General features: G+C 47.6%; 23 protein-coding genes and 1 tRNA gene. 21 read left to right on the forward strand and 3 right to left on the reverse strand.

Annotated features, from left to right (window positions below; genetic code table 11):
* Positions 1-14: 14 nt before the first annotated feature.
* Both ACSYSY_RS04820 and ACSYSY_RS04825 read right to left on the reverse strand, forming a co-directional pair.
* Positions 15-599 (reverse strand): cysteine hydrolase family protein, encoded by a 585-nt coding sequence (locus ACSYSY_RS04820; protein ID WP_491708159.1) that lies wholly within the window; start codon positions 597-599, stop codon positions 15-17.
* 29 nt (positions 600-628) lie between these two features.
* Entirely contained in the window at positions 629-1,843 is a 1,215-nt protein-coding gene (locus tag ACSYSY_RS04825; protein WP_491708160.1) for an MFS transporter, read from the reverse strand.
* Positions 1,844-1,933: 90 nt separating this feature from the next.
* Between ACSYSY_RS04825 and ACSYSY_RS04830 the strand changes: the two genes are divergently transcribed.
* Positions 1,934-2,608 carry a GntR family transcriptional regulator gene (locus ACSYSY_RS04830; protein WP_491708161.1) on the forward strand — a complete coding sequence of 225 codons (675 nt, stop codon included), beginning with the start codon at positions 1,934-1,936 and terminating at the stop codon, positions 2,606-2,608.
* A 195-nt stretch (positions 2,609-2,803) separates the two neighbouring features.
* Positions 2,804-2,878, forward strand: a tRNA-Val gene (locus ACSYSY_RS04835).
* 470 nt (positions 2,879-3,348) lie between these two features.
* Here the strand turns inward: ACSYSY_RS04835 and ACSYSY_RS04840 are convergent.
* Entirely contained in the window at positions 3,349-4,341 is a 993-nt protein-coding gene (locus ACSYSY_RS04840; RefSeq protein WP_491708162.1) for a S24 family peptidase, read from the reverse strand.
* A gap of 233 nt (positions 4,342-4,574) precedes the next feature.
* Here ACSYSY_RS04840 and ACSYSY_RS04845 point away from each other — a divergent pair, with 233 nt between their 5' ends.
* From ACSYSY_RS04845 to ACSYSY_RS04935, 19 genes are all read left to right on the forward strand, one after another.
* Positions 4,575-4,880, forward strand: coding sequence for a helix-turn-helix domain-containing protein (locus ACSYSY_RS04845; protein WP_491708224.1), 306 nt, complete (start codon positions 4,575-4,577; stop codon positions 4,878-4,880).
* The gene (locus ACSYSY_RS04850) at positions 4,874-6,796 is read left to right on the forward strand and encodes a transposase domain-containing protein (protein ID WP_491708163.1); all 1,923 of its coding nucleotides are present in this window, start codon (positions 4,874-4,876) and stop codon (positions 6,794-6,796) included. The genes ACSYSY_RS04845 and ACSYSY_RS04850 overlap by 7 nt, the downstream gene beginning before the upstream one ends.
* Before the next feature lie 13 nt (positions 6,797-6,809).
* The gene (locus ACSYSY_RS04855) at positions 6,810-7,778 is read left to right on the forward strand and encodes an AAA family ATPase (RefSeq protein ID WP_491708164.1); all 969 of its coding nucleotides are present in this window, start codon (positions 6,810-6,812) and stop codon (positions 7,776-7,778) included.
* 2 nt (positions 7,779-7,780) lie between these two features.
* Entirely contained in the window at positions 7,781-8,179 is a 399-nt protein-coding gene (locus ACSYSY_RS04860) for a hypothetical protein (protein ID WP_491708165.1), read from the forward strand.
* A gap of 285 nt (positions 8,180-8,464) precedes the next feature.
* Entirely contained in the window at positions 8,465-8,854 is a 390-nt protein-coding gene (locus ACSYSY_RS04865) for a hypothetical protein (protein ID WP_491708166.1), read from the forward strand.
* 117 nt (positions 8,855-8,971) lie between these two features.
* The gene (locus ACSYSY_RS04870) at positions 8,972-9,673 is read left to right on the forward strand and encodes a glycosyl hydrolase 108 family protein (protein WP_491708167.1); all 702 of its coding nucleotides are present in this window, start codon (positions 8,972-8,974) and stop codon (positions 9,671-9,673) included.
* A gap of 46 nt (positions 9,674-9,719) precedes the next feature.
* Positions 9,720-10,106 carry a hypothetical protein gene (locus ACSYSY_RS04875; RefSeq protein WP_491708168.1) on the forward strand — a complete coding sequence of 129 codons (387 nt, stop codon included), beginning with the start codon at positions 9,720-9,722 and terminating at the stop codon, positions 10,104-10,106.
* A gap of 343 nt (positions 10,107-10,449) precedes the next feature.
* A complete protein-coding gene (locus tag ACSYSY_RS04880; RefSeq protein WP_491708169.1) occupies positions 10,450-10,758 on the forward strand; it encodes a hypothetical protein in 309 nt (102 codons plus the stop codon).
* A gap of 69 nt (positions 10,759-10,827) precedes the next feature.
* Positions 10,828-11,043, forward strand: coding sequence for a hypothetical protein (locus ACSYSY_RS04885; RefSeq protein ID WP_491708170.1), 216 nt, complete (start codon positions 10,828-10,830; stop codon positions 11,041-11,043).
* A complete protein-coding gene (locus ACSYSY_RS04890) occupies positions 11,030-11,269 on the forward strand; it encodes a hypothetical protein (protein ID WP_491708171.1) in 240 nt (79 codons plus the stop codon). The genes ACSYSY_RS04885 and ACSYSY_RS04890 overlap by 14 nt, the downstream gene beginning before the upstream one ends.
* A gap of 902 nt (positions 11,270-12,171) precedes the next feature.
* Entirely contained in the window at positions 12,172-12,807 is a 636-nt protein-coding gene (locus ACSYSY_RS04895; RefSeq protein WP_491708172.1) for a hypothetical protein, read from the forward strand.
* Entirely contained in the window at positions 12,800-13,096 is a 297-nt protein-coding gene (locus tag ACSYSY_RS04900; RefSeq protein WP_491708173.1) for a hypothetical protein, read from the forward strand. The genes ACSYSY_RS04895 and ACSYSY_RS04900 overlap by 8 nt, the downstream gene beginning before the upstream one ends.
* Entirely contained in the window at positions 13,096-14,580 is a 1,485-nt protein-coding gene (locus ACSYSY_RS04905; RefSeq protein WP_491708174.1) for a phage tail sheath subtilisin-like domain-containing protein, read from the forward strand. The genes ACSYSY_RS04900 and ACSYSY_RS04905 overlap by 1 nt, the downstream gene beginning before the upstream one ends.
* A 2-nt stretch (positions 14,581-14,582) precedes the next feature.
* Positions 14,583-14,942 carry a phage tail tube protein gene (locus ACSYSY_RS04910; RefSeq protein WP_491708175.1) on the forward strand — a complete coding sequence of 120 codons (360 nt, stop codon included), beginning with the start codon at positions 14,583-14,585 and terminating at the stop codon, positions 14,940-14,942.
* Positions 14,943-15,272: a phage tail assembly protein gene (locus ACSYSY_RS04915; protein ID WP_491708176.1), complete on the forward strand. Its 330-nt coding sequence runs from the start codon at positions 14,943-14,945 to the stop codon at positions 15,270-15,272. It begins immediately after the preceding gene.
* 135 nt (positions 15,273-15,407) lie between these two features.
* Positions 15,408-17,336 carry a phage tail tape measure protein gene (locus ACSYSY_RS04920; RefSeq protein WP_491708177.1) on the forward strand — a complete coding sequence of 643 codons (1,929 nt, stop codon included), beginning with the start codon at positions 15,408-15,410 and terminating at the stop codon, positions 17,334-17,336.
* Entirely contained in the window at positions 17,336-18,727 is a 1,392-nt protein-coding gene (locus ACSYSY_RS04925; protein WP_491708178.1) for a DNA circularization N-terminal domain-containing protein, read from the forward strand. Before ACSYSY_RS04920 ends, ACSYSY_RS04925 begins: the two co-directional genes overlap by 1 nt.
* On the forward strand, positions 18,717-20,024 hold the full coding sequence (locus tag ACSYSY_RS04930; RefSeq protein ID WP_491708179.1) for a phage baseplate assembly protein: 1,308 nt from the start codon (positions 18,717-18,719) through the stop codon (positions 20,022-20,024). The genes ACSYSY_RS04925 and ACSYSY_RS04930 overlap by 11 nt, the downstream gene beginning before the upstream one ends.
* Positions 20,025-20,029: 5 nt before the next feature.
* Positions 20,030-20,578 (forward strand): phage baseplate assembly protein domain-containing protein, encoded by a 549-nt coding sequence (locus ACSYSY_RS04935; protein WP_491708180.1) that lies wholly within the window; start codon positions 20,030-20,032, stop codon positions 20,576-20,578.
* Positions 20,579-20,636 lie beyond the last annotated feature (58 nt).

Here is a 20,636-nt window from a genome sequence, read left to right on the forward strand (position 1 = left end):
CAAAAAACTCAGCACTATTTATCAATATGTTCCAGAAACGCATCTGTGGAGATGACGTCGCTCAGTCGCGGGAAAAATGTGCCGGTCAAAAAATGATGTGTCTTTTCGTCACCATCCGCGCAGGCATCATCAATAATCGTCATACGGTAATCACGGTCAAAAGCCTGATAGAAGGTCGCCAACACAACATTTGATGTGGCAACGCCCGTTAAACATAAGGTTTCAATATTCCGGGCTCTTAAAATCATATCAAGATCCGTCCCCCCGAATGCCCCGATACGCCTCTTATAAATAACAGGCTCATCAGGCTGAGGGGCGAGCGATGGATGAATCCTGGCCGCCTCATCATCACTGACGCCGAGATTATTATCACGAAGCCATGAGAAAAGTTTATTTCTTTCATTCACTTCGGGATATCCCGGGCGGAAACAAACATTGACATGAATAATCAGCAAGCCCGCCTTACGTGCCGCATTGAGCAATTTCTGTGCCTGCTCAACAACACGGGCCGCCGTTTCCGCCGGTACAAAATTCTGCAGAATAAAATTCTGAAAATCGAGAAATAAAATTGCCGTTTTCTGTTTCTCGTACTGTGTCACAACAAAAATTCTCCTTACAATGAGTGATCTTACCGGCCTTCTGTAGCGCGAAGAGCGATCCAGTTGCAGAGCCCCCCGAAAAGAAGCAACAGACTGGTTGCAAAAAAGACAAAGGTCATCCCCATCTGTCCCCCCACAAAACCGCCTAATAACGGCCCCGAAACCTGCCCTGCATATTGGGCCGAAATAGAATATCCCAGAACAAGCCCGACAAAATGCTGCGGCACATTATGGCGGATCACGGACGTAATACAGGGCATTAACCCGCCGAGAGCCAATCCCATTAAAAAACGCAGAATAATGAGCTGCCACCCGGCCGTTACAAAGGCTTGGGGAATTAATAAAAGCCCTGCCACGATCAGAGCCCCTGTTATGACGGCTCTATTGCCGATCCGGTCTGCCAGCCTCCCAAGCCATGAAGCTGACAGAATACTGCCCAGGGCAGACGCTGACATCACAAACCCGGCAATCATGGTCACGTGAGCTGATATTGCAACAATCTTGCGCACATAGAGGGTAATAATCGGCTCAATGGACATATTGGCAACCATGAGAAACATGCCTGTCGCCAACATTATAAAAACCAGCTTCCTGTTTGGAAGATCAGACCAGTTTCTCTGTGAGACCTTTGCTTTCGACGCCACTTTGGAGGTTTCCCGGATCATTGTAACGGTCATGAGGAATGTGACAAAAATCAACAATCCCGCGACCAGAAATGTTAAACGGATCCCTATCAGAGGTGGGAAAAATCCCCCCACCAGGGGCCCAGCCAGATTTCCTGCCATAATCCCTGATGAGAGCAATCCCAGCGCCCTGGATGATCGTTCCTTTGGGGCCTGAGCAGCCACCATAATGGTAGCCCCAGAGGAATATCCCCCGGCAAACCCGGCTAAAAGACGCAGAACCACCAATTGCCAGACGGTCGTAGCGCAGCCCATAAGAGCCATCGTAACAGCCATTCCCAGACTGGCCCGCACCAGCATGATCTTACGCCCGTATCGATCCCCCAAATGCCCCCATAAAGGCGCAATCAACCCGGCTGTCAGAAATGTTGCTCCATAGACGATCCCTGACCATTGTGCGATATCAGCCTGTCCTTTTGCCCCTAATTGCTGCACATAAAGTGGCAGAAAAGGCAACATGATCGTCATGGCCAGGAACGTCGTAAATGAACCAAAAAGGCAGACTATCAAGTTCCGAAACCAATATGGTTCCGGCTGATCATTATCTGAAGTTTGACTCATGACCTGCACTCTTTTTTCAAAAAATACCCCTTTTGGTATACCTTTATGGTATACCAATGTAAAGATTACCGCCCAGAAAGCAGGATCCTTATGACAAAAGAAACCTCACAATCCGATTATGGCACCTTGAAATTACGCAAACTCATTTTAGATATGGAGCTAAAACCCGGAGAGAAAATTACAGAACGGTCCCTGGAAGAGAGAGTGGCAATTTCCCGCACCTCCATTCGAACGGCCTTGTTCAAGCTCGAAAATGAGGGGCTGGTTTCACGTAAAGAGCGGGGATGGATTGTCTCGCCTATTGATTTAAAGGAAATCAGCCAACTTTGTAATTACCGAATGATCCTGGAAACGGCTTCTATCAGGCAAACGACCTATGCCGTGATCAAACAGAAACTGCCGATTGCTGAAAAAATATTAAAAGCAATCTCAAAGGAAACCTACCACCAGGACGCCTATAAAGCTGGTTGTGAGTTCCATAGCTGGATTGCGAGCCTCTCAGGAAATGATTTTGTTATTCAAAGCGTCGAAAACGCTACGTTACGCCTCCGTAGAGCACGCTTCCTTGCTGGTGAGCAGGATTATGAAGGCTGGGTGGGACAAAGTGCCATTATATCAGCTTTAAAAGACAACAATCTTCCCCACGCCATCACGCTGACAGAAGACCATCTTTCAAGGAAATCTGAAACTTTATTAAAAACCTTGAAAGAGAAGAAACAGGCACTCAGCAAGGAAGGCGCCCTGCTCCTCTCTATCGAGGATTAAAAGTCAGAGACGAAAAATTCTGAGCAATCTGTCTGTCGTTATGCCCCATTTACTCTGCTTAAGTGACAGAATTTGAGGCGTTTTTTAAAAATTTTCACAATTTATGAAGATTTTAGCCACAAGAAACATATTTTTTAATTTTTGCCCTTGTCAGAAGGCGCAACCTTATATAAACAGTGCCTCACCAGATGGCGAGGGCGCATAGCTCAGCGGTAGAGCACTACCTTGACATGGTAGGGGTCACAGGTTCAATCCCTGTTGCGCCCACCATCTGGATTTCTAAGAAAAAACAACGTTTTTCCGAGAATTATGCATTGGATTATCACCCTCTGCGGTTAAATCTAACGCGCCATTAGCACGTATATTGAAATTTACCATCATGCTGCCGGCCTATAGCGCTTCCACCCTCATCAATAACGTGCCTGGCGTAATGCAAAGTGGATGACTGTCCTTAATGTCAGAGGACATATCTATTAAGACAAGCGACCAGCGTGAATAAACCCGGCATAAATACGTTAATTTAGGAAGGTTTCCCGGAAATCTGTCACCAGTATTGTTTCTAAAAAGAAAAATACGTTTTGGGTATCAGACAAATTTTTTATAGCCATTCAGGCATCAAAGACCGCTATTAAGACGGATCTATGATACAAAGATAAAAACACAAAAAATGTTCGAACGCGTTTGAAAGACGTTTCAAATCCGTTCAATTAAAGACGACGATGGGCAATAACGCCCTTAGCTCATTTATTTAAATGGATATGGCCTTCAACCTTACCAATAATTCTGACCGCCGCGTCTGGCCTTGCATCTCCCCAACAGATTTCATCCATTGAAACATCAAAGCTGTTATATTCTTTATTATCACTAATAACTTCATAGGTTCTAGGGGTTTTAATATCTAACCTCTTTACCAGCGTCGTATCATTTACGGCCATAATATAGATCCCAGGCCTGAGATCATTGCTTGGCGTATAATTAACGATCAACACATCCTGCGACTGGATCGTTGGCTGCATGCTATCACCACGCGCCTTCATTAATAAAACATCTTTGGGAATATAACCGAAGATTGAACGTAGAAATCCTTTTGAAATATGGATTTCTTCTGCATCTTCCCAATCGCCAGAAATAATTCCTGTCCCTGCTGAGGCTTCTGTCTGAAAAAACGGGATCGTAATCGCGTCGTCATGATTACGTCGTCTATCCACAGTATGATGCTGCAATAAAGTCGGTAAGTGACGGTCTTCCTTACCCCCTTCTGCCAACCACTCCAGAGAAACGCCACATATTCTGGCCAGAACGACGGCAGTCTCTATCTTCATACTCCTTTGGCCAGACAGAAAAGCGTTCAGCTCGTTTAAGGGAATGCCAGTTTTATCAGAAACCAGTCTTTCTCCTCCGGCTTTACGCACAATTTCTTTAAGTCGCTCAACCCTTTTTTCTGTTTCTGGTGCCTTTTCAGAGAAATAAGCCGTTTCCTTTTCATTACCCCTCACCAACCAGTCAAGCGTCACACCACATGCATCAGCAATTGCCGCCAATGTCCCCGCTTTCATGTCACGACCTTGTACGTAATTACTGAGGCTCCCTTTAGGAATACCAGAGCGTTTCGAAACAACACTATTTCCCCCCGCTGCCTCTATCGCTTTTTTTAAACGCAAGCACCGTTCCGAAACAGACTTTCTGTCCTCTTCAAGTTTCCTATCATGATTTTCTTTATAGAGTTCACTCATTTTAAAAATACTCGCAAAAATTAGCCAAAATTTAAACCAAAACGAAACATTACCAATATTTTATCTTTCCCATTACGAAACATGGTTTCTTTTTGGCTAAGATCGTGCTTTAAAACGAATTGGAACATGCTTTAAAGAAACCAAATTAAAACACGTTCCGATGATTGAAAAACGAAGGGTAACACTCTTCCGACAAAACGGAATTACAACCTATGACGAATACCCGATCCGGTATGGACGGTGAAGACATTAAGTCAGAATTGCGCAAAAAATATGGTCCACTCGTCCATATTTCCAAGCAACTGGGGCTAAATAGAAACGCTGTCAGTTTAACAATCCGAGAATATAACTATTCTGTCCCAACAGAAATTCGCATCGCTAACCTTCTGGGAAAAACGCCTTATGAAGTTTGGGGCTCAAAGCGTTTTCGTAAAGATGGAACGCCTGTAGAGAGAGCTATTAATAAACGAATAATCAAGAAAATTCCAGCACATCTCTGCAAGAAAAATAGCATAATTAGTAGAGATGTCATATGTTAACCCGCGAGTTTGCTAATATTTCTGAAATAGCAAGCCTTCAATTACCAGATTTACCTTCCAAAACACCTCTTCATCTTAAAGCAGAGAAAGAACGCTGGAAGCGCCCTGAATGGAAAGACATCTATTGGAGACCACGCAATGCCATAGGCGGGGGTGTTGAATACTCATATAAACTGTTACCGAAACTTGCGCAGTTAGAATGGGTCCGGCGGTTTCTTGATTGCCGTCATGATGAAACTATTGATCCTGCCAACCATGCTCACTCATGGGCAATTTACCAGGAGGCCGGACAGAACCAGAAGCAGTCTGCCATGCGCGCTTTGCTTATTTTGGACTCTGTAAAGCAATTAACAGAGGCAGGTTGGGCGATTGATGAGGCCATCAAGGCCCTTCAGGAAGAGTATAAAATCTCACGACCGTCTGTCATGCGCTGGAGGCGTCTTGTCAGAAATATACCGCGTGAACACTGGCTCGCTTATTTGGTGCCAAGCAAAACTGGCCCTAAATCCGCGCGCTTTCGTTGCTCTGAAGAAGCATGGGAATTTATCAAGGCTGACTGGTTACGCCCGGAAAAACCTTCTCTTGCAGCCTGTTATCGCCGATTATGTTTAGCTTCCACCTATAATGGCTGGACAATTCCTTCAGAGAAAACATTTTCGCGCTGGCTCGCTGAGTTACCTGTCGCCGTCGTAGCACTAGCACGCGAAGGACGTGACGCGGTTAAAAACCTTGTTCCTGTTCAGGAACGCGACCGTACCCATCTTCATGCTCTCCAAGCGGTCAATGCTGATGGCCATAAATGGGATGTCCGCGTTGAATGGCCTGACGGCACAATCGGGCGCCCCCTTATGGTGGCATGGCAAGACCTTTATTCAAACATGATCCTGAGCTGGCGCGTCGATCGGTCCGAAAATACGGATGCCATTCAGTTGGCACTGGGTGATCTGGTCGAGAAATACGGGATTCCTACCAAGGCTTACCTCGATAATGGACGGGCCTTCGCTTCCAAACGCATGACAGGCGGCACAAAAACACGCTTTCGCTTCAAAGTGCGTGAGGGTGATGCGGCTGGGGTCATGACCATTCTGGGTATAGAGACGGTCTTTGTCACGCCTTATAGTGGTCAATCAAAGCCCATCGAGCGTGCATTTCGTGACCTGGCCAGCGACCTTGCCAAACACCCAGAATTTGCTGGAGCTTATACAGGTAATAACACCGTCAATAAGCCAAGCAATTATGGTGAAAAAGCCATTCCTCTTGAGAAATTCCTCGCTGTTATTTCGGCTGGAATTGAGGAGCATAATAACAGGATCGGTCGACGCACGGGTGTATGCCGGGGTGTGAAATCCTTTCGGCAGGTGTTTGAAGAAAGTTTGAGCCATGTTGCGGTAAGGAAACCGACGCCTGAGCAAAGCCATCTCTGGTTGCGTGCGGCTGAAAATGTCATGGCCTCCAAACGTGATGGGTCCTTTCGCTTGATGGGTAATCGCTATTGGGCGGAGTTTCTCAGGGATCATATGGGTGAGCCGATTGTGGTTCGCTTTGATCCGCAAGCCCTTCATGAACCGATGCATGTTTACAGCAATTCAGGTGAATTTCTGGGAGATGCTCCAGTCATTGAGAAAACAGGCTTTGATAACACCGCAGCGGCTTCTGAGAAAAAACGTGCTGAAAAACAGCTTCTCAAAGCGGCAAAAATGCAGCTGGAAGCAGAGCGTACCTTATCCGTTTCAGAATTGGCGAAATTGCTGCCAACACCTGAGGAAGATAGTGAGACACTTATCAAACAGAAAGTGGTTTCGCCATTCCGGCCCCAACCTGTTGTGACGACAGGACAGAAAGCCCTTCCCTCCCTCGAAGACGATGAAGATCACGTTACCGCAAGCATCCTGAACTTCATGCGTCACAGTGCCTAAGGAATAAGAAAAAATGAATAACGAAACCAATCATGCCTATCGTAACCTTATCGACAAAATCAAGAAAATTCAGAGAGAAAAATCCTTATCACTCACACAGATCAGCCGTGAATCAGGCTGCCCGAAATCAACGATCAGTCAGTTTCTAAACAGCCAATATTGCGGCAATAATGAGAAAATAGCCGAGCTTTTACGACGCTGGATCGAGACCCATATAGCCCGATATCAGGCAAGCAAACAAATGAAAAAAGCCCCTGATTTTCTCATGCTTTCCTCCTCTGCCAGCTGGCTTCAGGTGTTTGAATATGCACAACTTGCAAGTGATATCGGAGTTGTGACTGGAGCACCCGGCACCAGCAAGACCTTAACGGCTGAATATTACTGTAAAACCAATAGCAATGCCTGGTTGATAACGGCAGATAGCTCACTGAGATCACCACGAGCTCTTCTTCAGGAAATTGCCGAAGTGGTGGATTGTCCTGTAAAAACAGGCTCACGACTTATGCGTGAACTTGTCAAACGCCTGAAAGATACAGGCGGTTTGCTGATTATTGACGAAGCTCAGCATCTCACAACTGAAGCACTTGATCAGCTTCGAGCCCTGAATGATCAGGCAGGCATTGGTCTGGCCTGGATCGGCAATGAACCTTTGAGAGGCCGTATTGAAGGCATGGGCCAACAAGCCGCCAATGCACAGATTTTCAGCCGTGTAGGCATGTGGAAATCCCGTTCGCAGCCAAGTCATAAGGATATTGACCAGCTGGTTACCGCCTGGGGCGTTTCTAATCCTGAGATTGAAAAACTTCTGCGCTGGATTGGCTCGCGAGAGGGTGGCCTGAGAGAACTTAACAAAACCTTGAAATTCGCTTTCTATATCGCTGGGACCATAGGACGCGACGAATTGGATATTGCCGATATAGAAGCTGGATGGAACCAGCGCAAACCATCTATGTTGCGTAGAAGCGCTGGCTTGGGAGTGTAATCATGACACATCAAATGACGGAACGCCTCTCCTATATATTAGCCCTTTCTGAAAATGTTGAACTGACACGCTCTGAAATTATTGAGAGCCTGAGCAAAATCAGCCCTGCTTTTGGCACAGTTGGAACATTGAGAGATGCCTTAATCTCCCAGCAGGATGTAAGGGGATTACCTCATCATTCCAGGCTATGGAGCATACTCGTTTTTTACCTTGAAACCTTACCCCGCAAACTGAGCATTTCCGCCCTTTGCGAACAGCTCAGGAAGGAAGCGCGTCCCCCCGTACTTTCAGAGCTCTTTGAGCAGGATGCGAGAGAGACATTCTGGTTGCCACAAAAGATCCGCTTCTGGCGCGCAGCCTATCGGGCACGACAACGAGAAGCTGTTGGCACTATACACTAACGAAATCAATGAAGAAGAGGAGCCCAAGACAGCTCCTCTTCTTCCTGAAACGATCCTTCCAATAAGATCACACATTCTCAAAGACGGTCATATTATAAATAAATTTTGTGTAAATAACCAAAATCTTAAGGATCTTAGACATATAATCAAGTATATTTAATTTGTCTTATGTGTTATTTATTTTACAAAAAATATAATGAATTCAAAAAGTGTAATTTTATTTGTACATGTTATTATTGTTTGCTAAAATATCAGAAGAAACAATCATATTAAAAGGATAATATTGTGGGCACGTTTACTATCCCGGTCCCTGCTGAAGTTGGATGGTTGGCAGAAGCTGTGGGAGAAGAGCTGACTTTTACCTTTATTGAGTCTATGGGCGGGCAGAAAGTCTGGGTTCCTCGTGTGCATATTGAACACTCCAATCTTGCTCAAAGTTGGGGACTGCCCCTGGCACGGTGCCTGGAAGAACGCTATGGCGGTTTAAAATGGGAGGTACCTCTTCTTAAAGCATGGCGTATCAGACGCCTTGCCTTTTTAGGGTTGTCCAATAATGAAATCGTCGCACGCGTAGGCGTAAGCCGGCGTTATTTGCAACGCACACTCTACACGATCAGAAACGATATCCAGCGTCCGCGTACGTCTCCTGATGACCGGCAATTAAACCTATTTTAAACAGGGTTTAAAGACGCTTAATAACGTGAATTTTCTTCACTCTGGGACTATTTTTCATGAAAGAGGGGGGCATTTTGCCCCCTGACTGTTTCAGGGCTGTTTATTTACCGTGGCTTTATGAAAGAAAGCCTCACTCCCGCCCTTACCTTTACCCTTCATTATGAAGGCAGCTATCAGTGCCTCCGCTCTGATCCGGGTAACTGGACGGGAGGACGAGTGGGCTCCGGTCAGCTTGTCGGCACTAAATACGGCCTCTCCGCCCCCCTTATCGCCCAGGACACGCCTGATCTCACCGCCCGAAAAATGCGCCTTCTTTCCCAGCAGGACTTCAGACGCATTGCCTATGAGCAATTCTGGACCCCCCTTTGCTGCGACACCCTTCCCCCAGGGCTCGACCTTCTGGTCTTTGATCACGCTTTTAACGCAGGTCTTAGCACCTCTACCCTGCTGGTCCAGAAAATCGCCAGCGTCAAAACTGACGGCATTATGGGCCCCAAAACGATACAGGCACTCTCCCACATATCACCTGTCTCCCTCATCGCTTATCTCAATCACGATATGACCCTGCTCCTTCAAAAGGAGATGATGCTTGATGAGACAGGCATTATCACCACCGATATGCGCGCAAAGCTTAACTGCCTGAAATGGCGCCCCTCCCTCTGGTGCTGCGCACTCGCCTCCATGCAAACCGTCAATTACCGACAAAAACGCCATTTCAGCGCTTTTGGAAACGGATGGATCGCACGCGTCAACGCACGCGCCGCCGCCGCACTCGAACTCTGCCGTGAGGCCCGCCTCACACCCACACAACAAAGCTGATTCCCCCCCAACTTCAAGCGCAAGACACTGCGCATCGTGAGGAACCATGAACATACTCAACTGGCTCGAAAAACTCCTGCCAACCTTTAATACAGCTATCGATCCTCTTATTGAGGGTACTCTCTCAAAATATGACGATACCGCCAAAACCGCACTTCGCTCCGCTCTCACTAAAATTGATGGTGGCGCTGACCATCTGCTTGCCATTTACCGCACCTATGAAAGCAACCATCCCCTCGTGCAGGAAGCCATTAATGAAGCCTGTAAATTACTCAAGGTTGCCGGGATCACCCTACCTAATGCCGATATCGTAGAAACACACATCAAAGCCGCCATTCACGATCTGGCAAGCGTCTTTATCCAGCCTGAAAAAACGCAAGACGAAACCCCATCAGAAAACACCCCCTCTGACACCACAAAACCTTCACCTTGAACCCCTATGCAGATGCTGCCCTGGAACGTCTCTCTCAGCATCGGGGCCGTGCTACTCCTGATGCTGTGCCTCCTTCTGGTGGTCTTTTCACTCTGGGCTCGACGGCTCGATGGACAAATACAAAATCAAACAGAAAAAACGAAACTGCTCAGAGAGTTGGTCATGACCATCATAAGGAGCCATCTTGATGCAAAACGCTGACTTCTTTCTCGTCATCATGCTCGTCATCTTCATCACCTTTATCGTCGGTGTGTTCGGCAATGATGACCATCCTCCTTACTGGTAAGCCACAAAGAAGTGAGCTCTAAAATGGATATAACCTCCAGAGAAAAAGATCCTAACGATGTCTCTGATCCAAAAACTGATTGAAGAGCGTCGTTGGCGTGTTCTTTCCTTTCTGGCAGATAGCCCTGCACGCAGCCTTAACGAGGACGTGCTGCTGCTCTGCTTCAGAGAGCTTGGCTTCCCCATCGATATTATAGAACTCAGACACGACCTCGATTATCTGGAACGACAGGGATGTTTGCACCTCATGCAATACCGTCTTGAGCATGCACGCACCCTCCTCGTCGCCCAGCTCACTTCTGAAGGCTTACAAACCTGGCAATGCGAACGCACCATTCCTGGCGTCTGCAATAGAAAGCCTCTCTGACATGCATAAACAAAACAGCTCAGCTCTTAATGTCGCTGACAGAGCGCATAAGGAGGCAGAACAGAGACAATGAAAAACATAATTGCACTCATCACGCTCTCATTGGGCGCGCTCATAGGGCTGGTCTGGCTCTCATGGCGTGCCAGTAAAACAGGCACCGCCCAAAATGATGCTGACAAAGCCCGCCAGGTGACAGCACTTTCACAGCAGGCAGCTCAAAAGGCAACCAATAGCTATAATAGTGATCATTCACTCATAGAGGCCCTCAATCATGGCACGTTTTAGCCATGTAATTTTCCTGACATTGGGAGCTATCAGTATAACTGGTTGTAAAGATACTGATATTGTTGGCATTTGCCCCGCCTACGTCACTTATAGCCCGCAGGAACAAAAGGCGCTTCTCTCAGAGCTGCAAGCCGTCAAAAACGCATCTCTCCCGCAAACTCAGACATATCGCTTTCTTCGCGATTATGGGAAACAGCGCGCAGCTTTTAAAATTATCTGCCCCTAAGCTTCGCAATAAAGTGCAAAAGAGACAGCCCGAATGTGGTCTGTACAGAGGATTTGTTCCAACACTGGCTCCAGCACAATATCCCGGCTGTCTATACTTATGTTCGCCCCCTTCAGAATGACAAAACCTATCTGCTCACTTTGAATTGCGAACAAGAGCACCGATCAGCTATGAGGTGCTCAAACTTTTCGAAAACGCCAAAGCAAGACACAAACTCAACCGCTATAAGATCGCCCTTCCAGATCAGAAGATCTATGGAGGGCTTGTTTCGAAACGGAAGAGAAAAGCTTGATCTTATTGAAGCACCGTTTCATTAATTTCCGTATCAATGAGACAGACAAACAAACGTAAAATATTTTAATCTGCATTTAAGACGGTTTACGTTTATTTTTATATCGAGATCATCTTCTTCTTTGTAAATAAGAACGTTTAAATGATTAATCTTTTATTCCTGATATGATTAATCCTACCCTCATAAAAGCTCTCACTTTATTAATCATAAAACAGGATTGCGTCATCTTGTCATAGAGATAAGAAGCCTTTTTGAGTTTCAAACGGATTTCAAACGCGTTCAAACAGGGTAGCATGCGTTTTAAGCACTCCACCCAGTTATGATAGCATCTGAATCTTAAAAGCGCTGTACGCGCAAATATGAAGCTTTTTTAAAAAATCATCCGGGGGACGTTTTTCCCCCTGAATAAAAAGCGCTTTTTCCCACACTTTGTTCTGCATGAACGAGACAACTTCCACCACTTTACCAGATCAGAGCGGCGAGCTCCCAAAGTGGAGATCATTATGCCTCTACAGGCAGGGCTCCATGCCGGTCGGTCTCAAATTGGCGCGCGCTGTATCTCTTTCTTCACTTATTCAAATATCACATCAGGGATGAAGGCAAAGACCTTATGGTAAGTGCTCCAACACAAGAAGGAACTTCGATCCCGCAAGGCTACCCTGAGGCAATCCTCAAGGGAGACGTGCTGGCAATCCTTTTCAGAGCTGTGCAAGCACGCCTTAAAGCCCTGTTACCAGAGGCAGTCTTTACCCATACGATTTTGCCTCCCAACCCGGATCAGTCAACATGGCAGGCTTTGGCCAAAAATGGAACAACAGTCGCAACCGGGTTTGGTAACTGGCATAATGTGGAACATAACAGTGCCCAGTTTAAAGGAAATGTTTCGTTCCCGGTATGGGTTATGCTTTCCCAATCAACAGGCGAAGAGCTTTATCTGGGTACAGGCCAACTCACAGGGATAGGCATCACAGGCGTGATGGCTGCTCTTGCGGGCGGCATGCATAACTGGAGTGTGCCCGGTATTGGCACATGCTGCGTCCGCAATCTCAACATCCCTCCCACTACATACTGGTTTGATGAACACAGCGCGATCGTCTGGGCCGAACTGGTATTTTACGACATCTGTATCGGCGACACGGAAACACTCGCCTTACTGGATGACTTTATCACGCAGACAAACCGGATTGAAACCGTAACGACCCCATCAACATCCGGCACTGCACAACAGGAGACAAAGAATGGATGAAACAATTCTGGTGAAAGCCGGAGAAGGTCGGCGCGTGGTCACTCCGCGTGGACAGGACGTACCTGAAGGAGCGTTCAAAGTTAATAAAAACGACCCTTATTGGGCACGCGCTTTACGGGCGGGTGATCTTGTCGCTGTCACAGTACAACCTGCACCTCTTCCGCCTGAAGAAAAGCCAGCAGTAACACCAGCACCAGCACCAGCACCAGCACCAGCACCAGCACCAGCACCAGCACCAGCACCAGCATCTTCACCAGAGCACTCAGACAAGAAAGAGGATAAAGAATAATGACGGTTGATTTTCAGGAAATCCCCGGTGAATGGGCCGTTCCTGGCTCTTATACTGAGGTCAGTTACGTCCCGGCTCCCGGCTCTTTAGCAGGCATGCCCCTGCGCGCCGTGATTATTGGCCAGACCAATAAGAAAGAAGCAAGCGGTCTACTTCATGAATACGTCACAATCGCCCAGGCAGAACAGCTTTATGGAGCGGGTTCAGTGCTGGCGCAGACTGTACGTGGGTTTTTAAATGAAAAACCAACCTTGAGCGTGGATGTGATTGGCGTTGCCCTGCCTGATGATGCGGCACCTGCCAGTGGGTCTATTACCTTTGCAGGCACGGCCTCTTCAGCCACGACGGCGGCGGTTCTATTGGCTGGTGTACGGGTTAGCTGGAGTGTGGCGGCTGGGGCGAGCGCCGGAAACATTGCCTCTGGGCTGGTCAAGGCTGCCACTGCCAGCGCTGCGTTGCGTTTGACAGGACTGGCCGTGGCTCTGGGAAATGATAATAAAAACACGGTGACTGTCACTTCTGGTGAAGGTGGCTCACTGACGAATGCCATTGATATCCGCTATTCCAGCGCGATCGGTGACCAAATTTCCGGTGTGTCTGTTACCGTCAAGGCCATGGCGGGTGGCACAGGTGATGTTGATATTGCACCCGCTCTACTGGCTCTGGGTGAAACCTGGTACACAGACGTCATTCTGGCTCAAAGCGACAGCTTAGCGACCTCTGCCGCTGTGGCGGAAGCAAAGCGGCGCAATGATGCCATGGTAGCCAAGGATATGCGCGTCTTTGTTGGTTTGCGAGCCACGCAGGGGCAGGCTTTGAATATACAACAGAGTTACGTGACATCTGAAGAGCTGATTATTTTGCCTCTGCAAAATCCACGTTGTAGCCCATGGCAGATCGGAGCAGCACTCGGAGCACAAGTCGCTCAGTCACTTAATAACGATCCAGCACGTCAGCTCCGTACTTTGCCGCTCAACACATTAGCCAATCTTGGCCCTGAAACGGCCGATCAGTTTTCTGACACGCAGCGCTCTGTCCTGCTTCAGAATGGATGCACAACCGTAACAATCCAGCGTGACGGCACCATGGCGCTTGAGCGTGTGGTCACAGCCCGCACCTCTGACCCCAAAACAGGGCAGAATATGGGTATTTGGGACGTTATGATTCCTTCCATTGCGGCGCGTGTCCGTTATGAGTGGAACACATATGTCAATGAAACCTACGCCCGCGCAAAGCTGGCTGATGATGACAGTCCACTTGCCAATGCTGATGGTGTCGTAACACCCAAAACACTTAAAGCCTCATGGATTGCGCAATGTCTGCTCTATCAGAACCAGGGCTGGATTGATGATGTGGCAACCACCGGTGCGCAAGCGCGCTTTGAGCGCAATGCTGAAGATCGCTCACGCGTTGATTCCTCTCTGCCAGTCAAGCCAATGGGCAGTCTGGTTGTTCTGGCTAACTCTCTGCAATTACAGGTATAAAAATGGCACAAACACTCGGCATTATCCGCTTCTTCTGGCGTGGCAAACAGTACGATACTGACAATAGCTCTTCCATCAAGTTAAGTGGTGTCAAAAATACAGACGTATCGGCAAATTTTCGCACACTCCGCTCCTCTGCCTATCAGGCTGGGCAGGTCAAGGTGAACGTTAATATGACGAGCGATATGTCGCTCAATGACTTTGATCCCTCTCTGGGTGAAGGCGAGCTTCAGCTCCAGACGGACCTTGGCACAACCATCGTGGTCTCAGACGCCTGGGTGCGCGAGCAGCCTGAATGGACAGGAGGTGGAAAACCAGCCTCGGTCACGTTTAGCTTCAATACATATCAGGAGGTCCAGTAAATGGCGGAAGAACTCCCCAAAGGCGCTGAACAGCAGGAAGATGGCTCAATCCGTTACACCTTAACACGCCCTGTATCCCTTGAGTTTCAGGGTGGCGATAAAAAGGAACTCTCTGAGCTTGTTTTCCGTGAACTGACAGCCGGCGACCTGATTGATAGCAGCTCAGGTGGCGTTAATGCCAAAACGTCTCTCGACATGTTGCAGCGCTGCACGGGCCATAAAGGAATTGTAGGAGAAAAACTCCTCCGCTCCATGAGTGCGCGTGATTATGTCCGCTGTCAGAAGATCATGTCCCATTTTTTGGACGATGGAGAGATGACTGGCCTGTAAGGCTGGCATCACTTGCGAACACGCTGCGGTTTAACCGCAGCGACCTTCGGGCCTTAACGCTGCATGAGCTTAATTTCTGGACCGCAGCTCAGAATAACTACGTAGAACAGGTAAAAAACGCAGAGGATTAAACCAATGGCCGCGGAATTAACGGCAAGCACTATCGGAGGCACATTCACGCAGGCTCTGAGTCCTCTGCGTGCCTCACTTGTAACTATAGAGACCTACGTAAACAGCATTAAAGATAAAATCTCTGCTCCTGCTGAAAAAGCACAGGAACTCTCAAACCCTTTTTCAACGTTGGTCGAAAAATCAGGAAATAGTAAAAAGAGTAAAGAAAGCGAAGATACAAAGAAAAACTCTGAGAAAAAGACCGCACATAAGAAAGAAAAACACCAGTTTGAACTTCCTGATTTAAGTGCTTTTAGTGGCTCTATCACGCTTGATTCCGCCAAGCAGGAAGCAGATTATAATAATCGCCTCAACAACATTGGAAAAATTCTCGGCTATTATGGTGACTCTTTGTCAGCATTCGTTGAGAAAGAAAAAACCAAACTGAATGATTTGGCACTTAAAACGTCCCAAAGCAGTACGGCCTTAGCTGACATAAATAAAAACTTTGCTCAACATAATATTTCTGAAAAGGACATTAATCCCTTATCAGAAATTACAGCAAAAATTGCCAGCACCTTTAATACAAATCTCTCAGATACAGCTGACGCAGCCCTGATGCTCAAACAAACCATGAGCATCGATAATAAACAGATGCCAGAAGCTCTGGGAACAGTCGCTCTTACGGAGGCATTAACAGGTGTGTCTGTTAAAACAACGACAGACCTCATGTCCAAATTAGACACATCTTTGGGAAAATTAAGTCCCAGAGATAAAAATTCTGTGGGGGATCTGGCTCTTTCCCTAGCGCTTGTAAAACAAAATGCAACCGACAACTCTGATAGTAATGTCCTTAGAGAAGGAGATGCTTTTTCCAAAGCGATTTCTTCTCAAGGGGGGATGGATCAATGGAATAAATCCTTTGAAGGCCTGAAAGGATTTGATTTAGGTAAAATTGAGGCCAATGCCAAAAAAAATGGAACAGGTCCCATTATGGCCGTGATCCAGTCTCTTAGTGATATTATGAAACAAACGGGAATGAGCCGCGATCAGGTGCTTGAAAAAGCCTTTAGCAATAACGATGCCAGAGCGTATGCGGGCACATTGCTAGACCAGCTCCCCACATACATGAAAGAGCATAATCGCGTTACTGGCCTCACTGACAAAACCATAAATCGCGATTTTAAAACAAGCCAGAATAGTGAAACATCTGTTGTAAAAAACTTTCAGGAAAGTTTTTCTCAGGCAATGAGGGATATTGGAAAAGATACGATGCCAATTCTCTCAGCCCTTACTACGGTGATGAAGATATTCGATACCGGTTTAAAACTTCTTGATAAACATTTCTCAGGTTTATCCACCGTGTTAATCGGCGTGGCTGGCTTTGTACTTGCCGCCAGTGCTGCGATGGTAATTTACGACGGGGTCATGGCTGTTTTAACCGCTATCGCAACGCTCCTTGATGCGCCTATCATTGCTGTTGTGCTGGGCGTTGTTGCCCTGATAGCCGGGCTTTATGAGCTGTATAAACATTTTGACATTGTCAAAAAATCTATTGGCAGCCTGATGGACTGGATTGCGTCTGTCGTGCCTAAATCATGGCATGATTTCTTCTCAGGTCATGAAAAGAAAGCGCCAAGTGAGACAGATACAACACAAACTTCAAAGCCAGTTCCCACGCCCATAAGCGCGCCTGGAAAAATCCCTGGCCTTGATAACCTGACAAGCCTTAAGCCTCCACAATTGCCATCCTTACCCAATATTCCACAGATTTCATCGAAGGGTCATTTCGACATGTTGGCGCGCCCTCTTTCACCCCAGCCTGGCAGCATGCAGAAACAAGAAAACATAATCAGAGTTAAAATTGAGACGGAAAAAGGTCTGAAAGCAACGGCACGTTCAACCAATCCCGCCGTCCTCATTGACCATGGTGCCATGATGGGGAGGGCCTAATGTCTTTAATTGACACTCAAGGACTTGGTGGCCTGGCCGGCTCTGAAATCTCACAGCTGGGAAGTGGTCTGGCAGGCGGGCTTTTTGCCCGCTTTACCCAGCAAAGCACCCTCGCAGGGGTTTCTTTCTCTATCGTTGATTCCTCAGAGGATGCCGGGCGACGCATCAACCGTATTTTATTTCCCAACCAGGACCCCGATAAACAGCTTTTTCAGGATTTTGGCGCAACAGACTCAGCGATTACCATAACAGGTTACATTATTGGCGATGATTATGTTGTTCGTACAAAACGTATGCGCGCCGCCTTAATGAAACCTGGCAAGGTAACATTAGTGCATCCCTGGTGGGGAAACCTGAAGGTCAGGCTCACCAAGCCTGCCAGCTTCAAATTCAGCGAAAATGCCATTCGTTGCACGACGTTTCAGGTAGAGCTTGTTCGCGATCCTGATCCGCCAGCAAAAAAGGGTCTCTTTGCCAAAATTAACGACACCATAAATAACGTGTTGGAAAAGGCGGATGACCTCATGGATCAGGCGCAAAGCATGATCTCTGATGTGCTTTCAATTGCGAGTTTACCACTCTCACTGCTTAACGGTGTCAGTTCTCTTATCTCACAATGTGAGGGCATATTTGATTCAATTACAGCCAGCGCTCCTGAACCAGTTAAAAGCGCGATTGCACCGCTTCTCGCTCAGGCTTCCAGGGGCGTATCCTCTTCCCAACCTGACTATGCTGATCAGGTCGTAGATAATCTTGCCGGCATGCCGGCAGCCATCGCTTCATCTATTACCAGGCCTGATCACTCTATCATCGCACCCCCAACGCCTTCGACCCAGGGTGAACAGGTTACCGGTCAGACAGTCACAAAGCTTCTGCTTACAGCTGCGCGCAAGACTAAAGAGGCCAGCTCTGATATAGCGTCTCTTAACCCAACACCTGGAACAATGCTTGCTCTTGGTGTTGCTGCTCAAGCCTTTATTGTTAGTCAGCTTGCCTCAGCCTGGGCAGCATCAGACTTTGTAAGCAATCAGGAAGCGGAAACGGCAAGAGATCAGATTATCGCCGCTATTGACGATTTAAGTGCCTCTATTGAGGAGGCCGCTTCTGCAAAATCCGCACAATCTTTGGGCGGCCTTTATGCGGGGGCGCAGTCCCTGCGTGCCAGCCTTATCGCTGATGCCAATTCCCGGATCGGCAGCTTGCCGCAATTATTGGTCGTACCAGTTGCTGCCCGCTCCTCACTCTGGTCACTCTGCTACGGCATGGAAGGCGATGACAGTGATAATGTTCAGAAAATTTTTGATGATGCTGTCTCTCGCAATAATATCAGGCATCCTGCTTTAACGCCTTCCGGTCTTATCGAAATGCTGGAGATGAGCCATGACCATTGAAAAGCTTGACCGTAATGCCCTTCTCATCATTGAAGGGCAGCTTTTTGAGCACTGGACAAGCCTTGAAGTGGAGATGAATCTTGCAAACCTTGCCAGCAACTTCACTGTTGAATTAGCGCTTCCCTTCCCCACAAAATCAGGCGACAGGCCCAGAATGGGGGCCTCTGTTGAAATTTATATCGCCAATTTTCCCATTCTTAAGGGATGGGTTGAAGCCATCAGTTCCAAAGGGGATTATCAATCTCTTTCTGTCACACTGACTGGGCGTGACGTGGTCGGTGATATTGTTGATTGCACGGCCCAGCCGGAAGGCCCCGGGCGAATGGATAATGTACGCCTGGAAACTCTCATCAGTTCTTTAGCAAAACCATATGGGTTAACGGTTAAAAAACTCGCTGATACAGGCTCTCCTTTTAGCGTCATTGCGTTTGAGGCCGGAACCTCTGTTTTGGATGCTATTGAAAAACAAAGTCGCCAGCGAGGCGTGCTTATCACCTCTGATGGGGTCGGTAGCATTCTGCTTACAACACCAGGCTCAAGCCACGCCGATGAAGATCTGATCTTCCCCAACGGAAATGTGCTGCAATTTGAAGAAAGTCTGAAACAGAATTACTCAGATTATATCGTCAAAGCTCAAGGGACGTCTGATCAACGCGGCACTCAAAGTGCTCTTTCAACCAGGGCTGCGGCAGGAAGTCGCGCTTTGACAAAAGGCCATAGCGCACATGAAAAACAAGCAGCAGGTGCGTTTGGCTATAGTTATGACGATACTATAGGGCGCTACCGACCAAAAGTTTTTATGGCAGGAACGACCAGCAATAATCCGCAGCTTGCCTCTCATAAAGGTGCAGATCTCACCACCATTCTGCAACAATCACAAATTACACCACGTGCCGGATGGAACAGGAAAGACCCGCCAAAGCAAACAGCCTCTCCCCCTCGGACGTCCGGTCAAGCCTATAGTCTGGACGATCAGGCCGCCTGGCGCATGCGCACAATGCGCGCCAAAAATGCCACACGTTCCTATAGTGTGCCACGATTACTCACCGATAAGAAAACACTATGGCGACCCAATCAATTAGTACGGGTTAAAGATGACGTCAGTAATATTGATGGGGACATGTTAATCAGTGCCATCACATGGTCTATTTCGGGCAACCAATGTGAGACACGCATTTCCGTCGTTCCTCCTGATGCTTATGATCTGACGGGTGAAGAGGAACACACACCCACCAATGGTCAGAGCAGCCGCAAAACAGGCACCACGTTGCGACGTTCACAGAACGCTAAGGGATAGAAATCGTGAATGTGATTGATATTTTCCACACAATCCGCTCACAAATAGCACGTGGTGTTGTTGGGGCGGTCTATGATGACGGACCAGAACAAATGGTTGATATGGACGTCCATGCCGGCCAGGTCAGGACCAAAATCCCTGTTCATCATCCTTTTGGCTTTTCCTCCCATGTCCCTATTGATGGTGCGGTGACACATATCGTCAGCACGGGCGCCGACCCTGCTGATCTTGTCGCACTCCCACCCTCCAATCCAGCGGCGGCCCGGATGGGAAGCCTTAAAGAAGGCGAAACTGTCCTATATGATGCCGCCGGACAAAGGCTGATCTTCCGTGATGGGATCATTGCTGAGGTTGATGTCGTCACATCATTTGTCGTTCATGTGCAAGGAAGCGAGATCCTCAAACTTGATCAAACAGGCGTCACCATAACAGGGAATTTGACAGCCTCAGGCAATATTCACGCTGGCGGAGACGTCACAGCTAAAGTCTCCTTGAATAACCACACACATTCCGGCATCCAACCGGGTGGTGGACATACAGGAAAACCCTCCTGATCGACTATAATCAGGCGTAAATATAGTTTTAGAGACATGACAAAGAGGAAATGATACA

The organism is Aristophania sp. ESL1100, assembly GCF_058511235.1.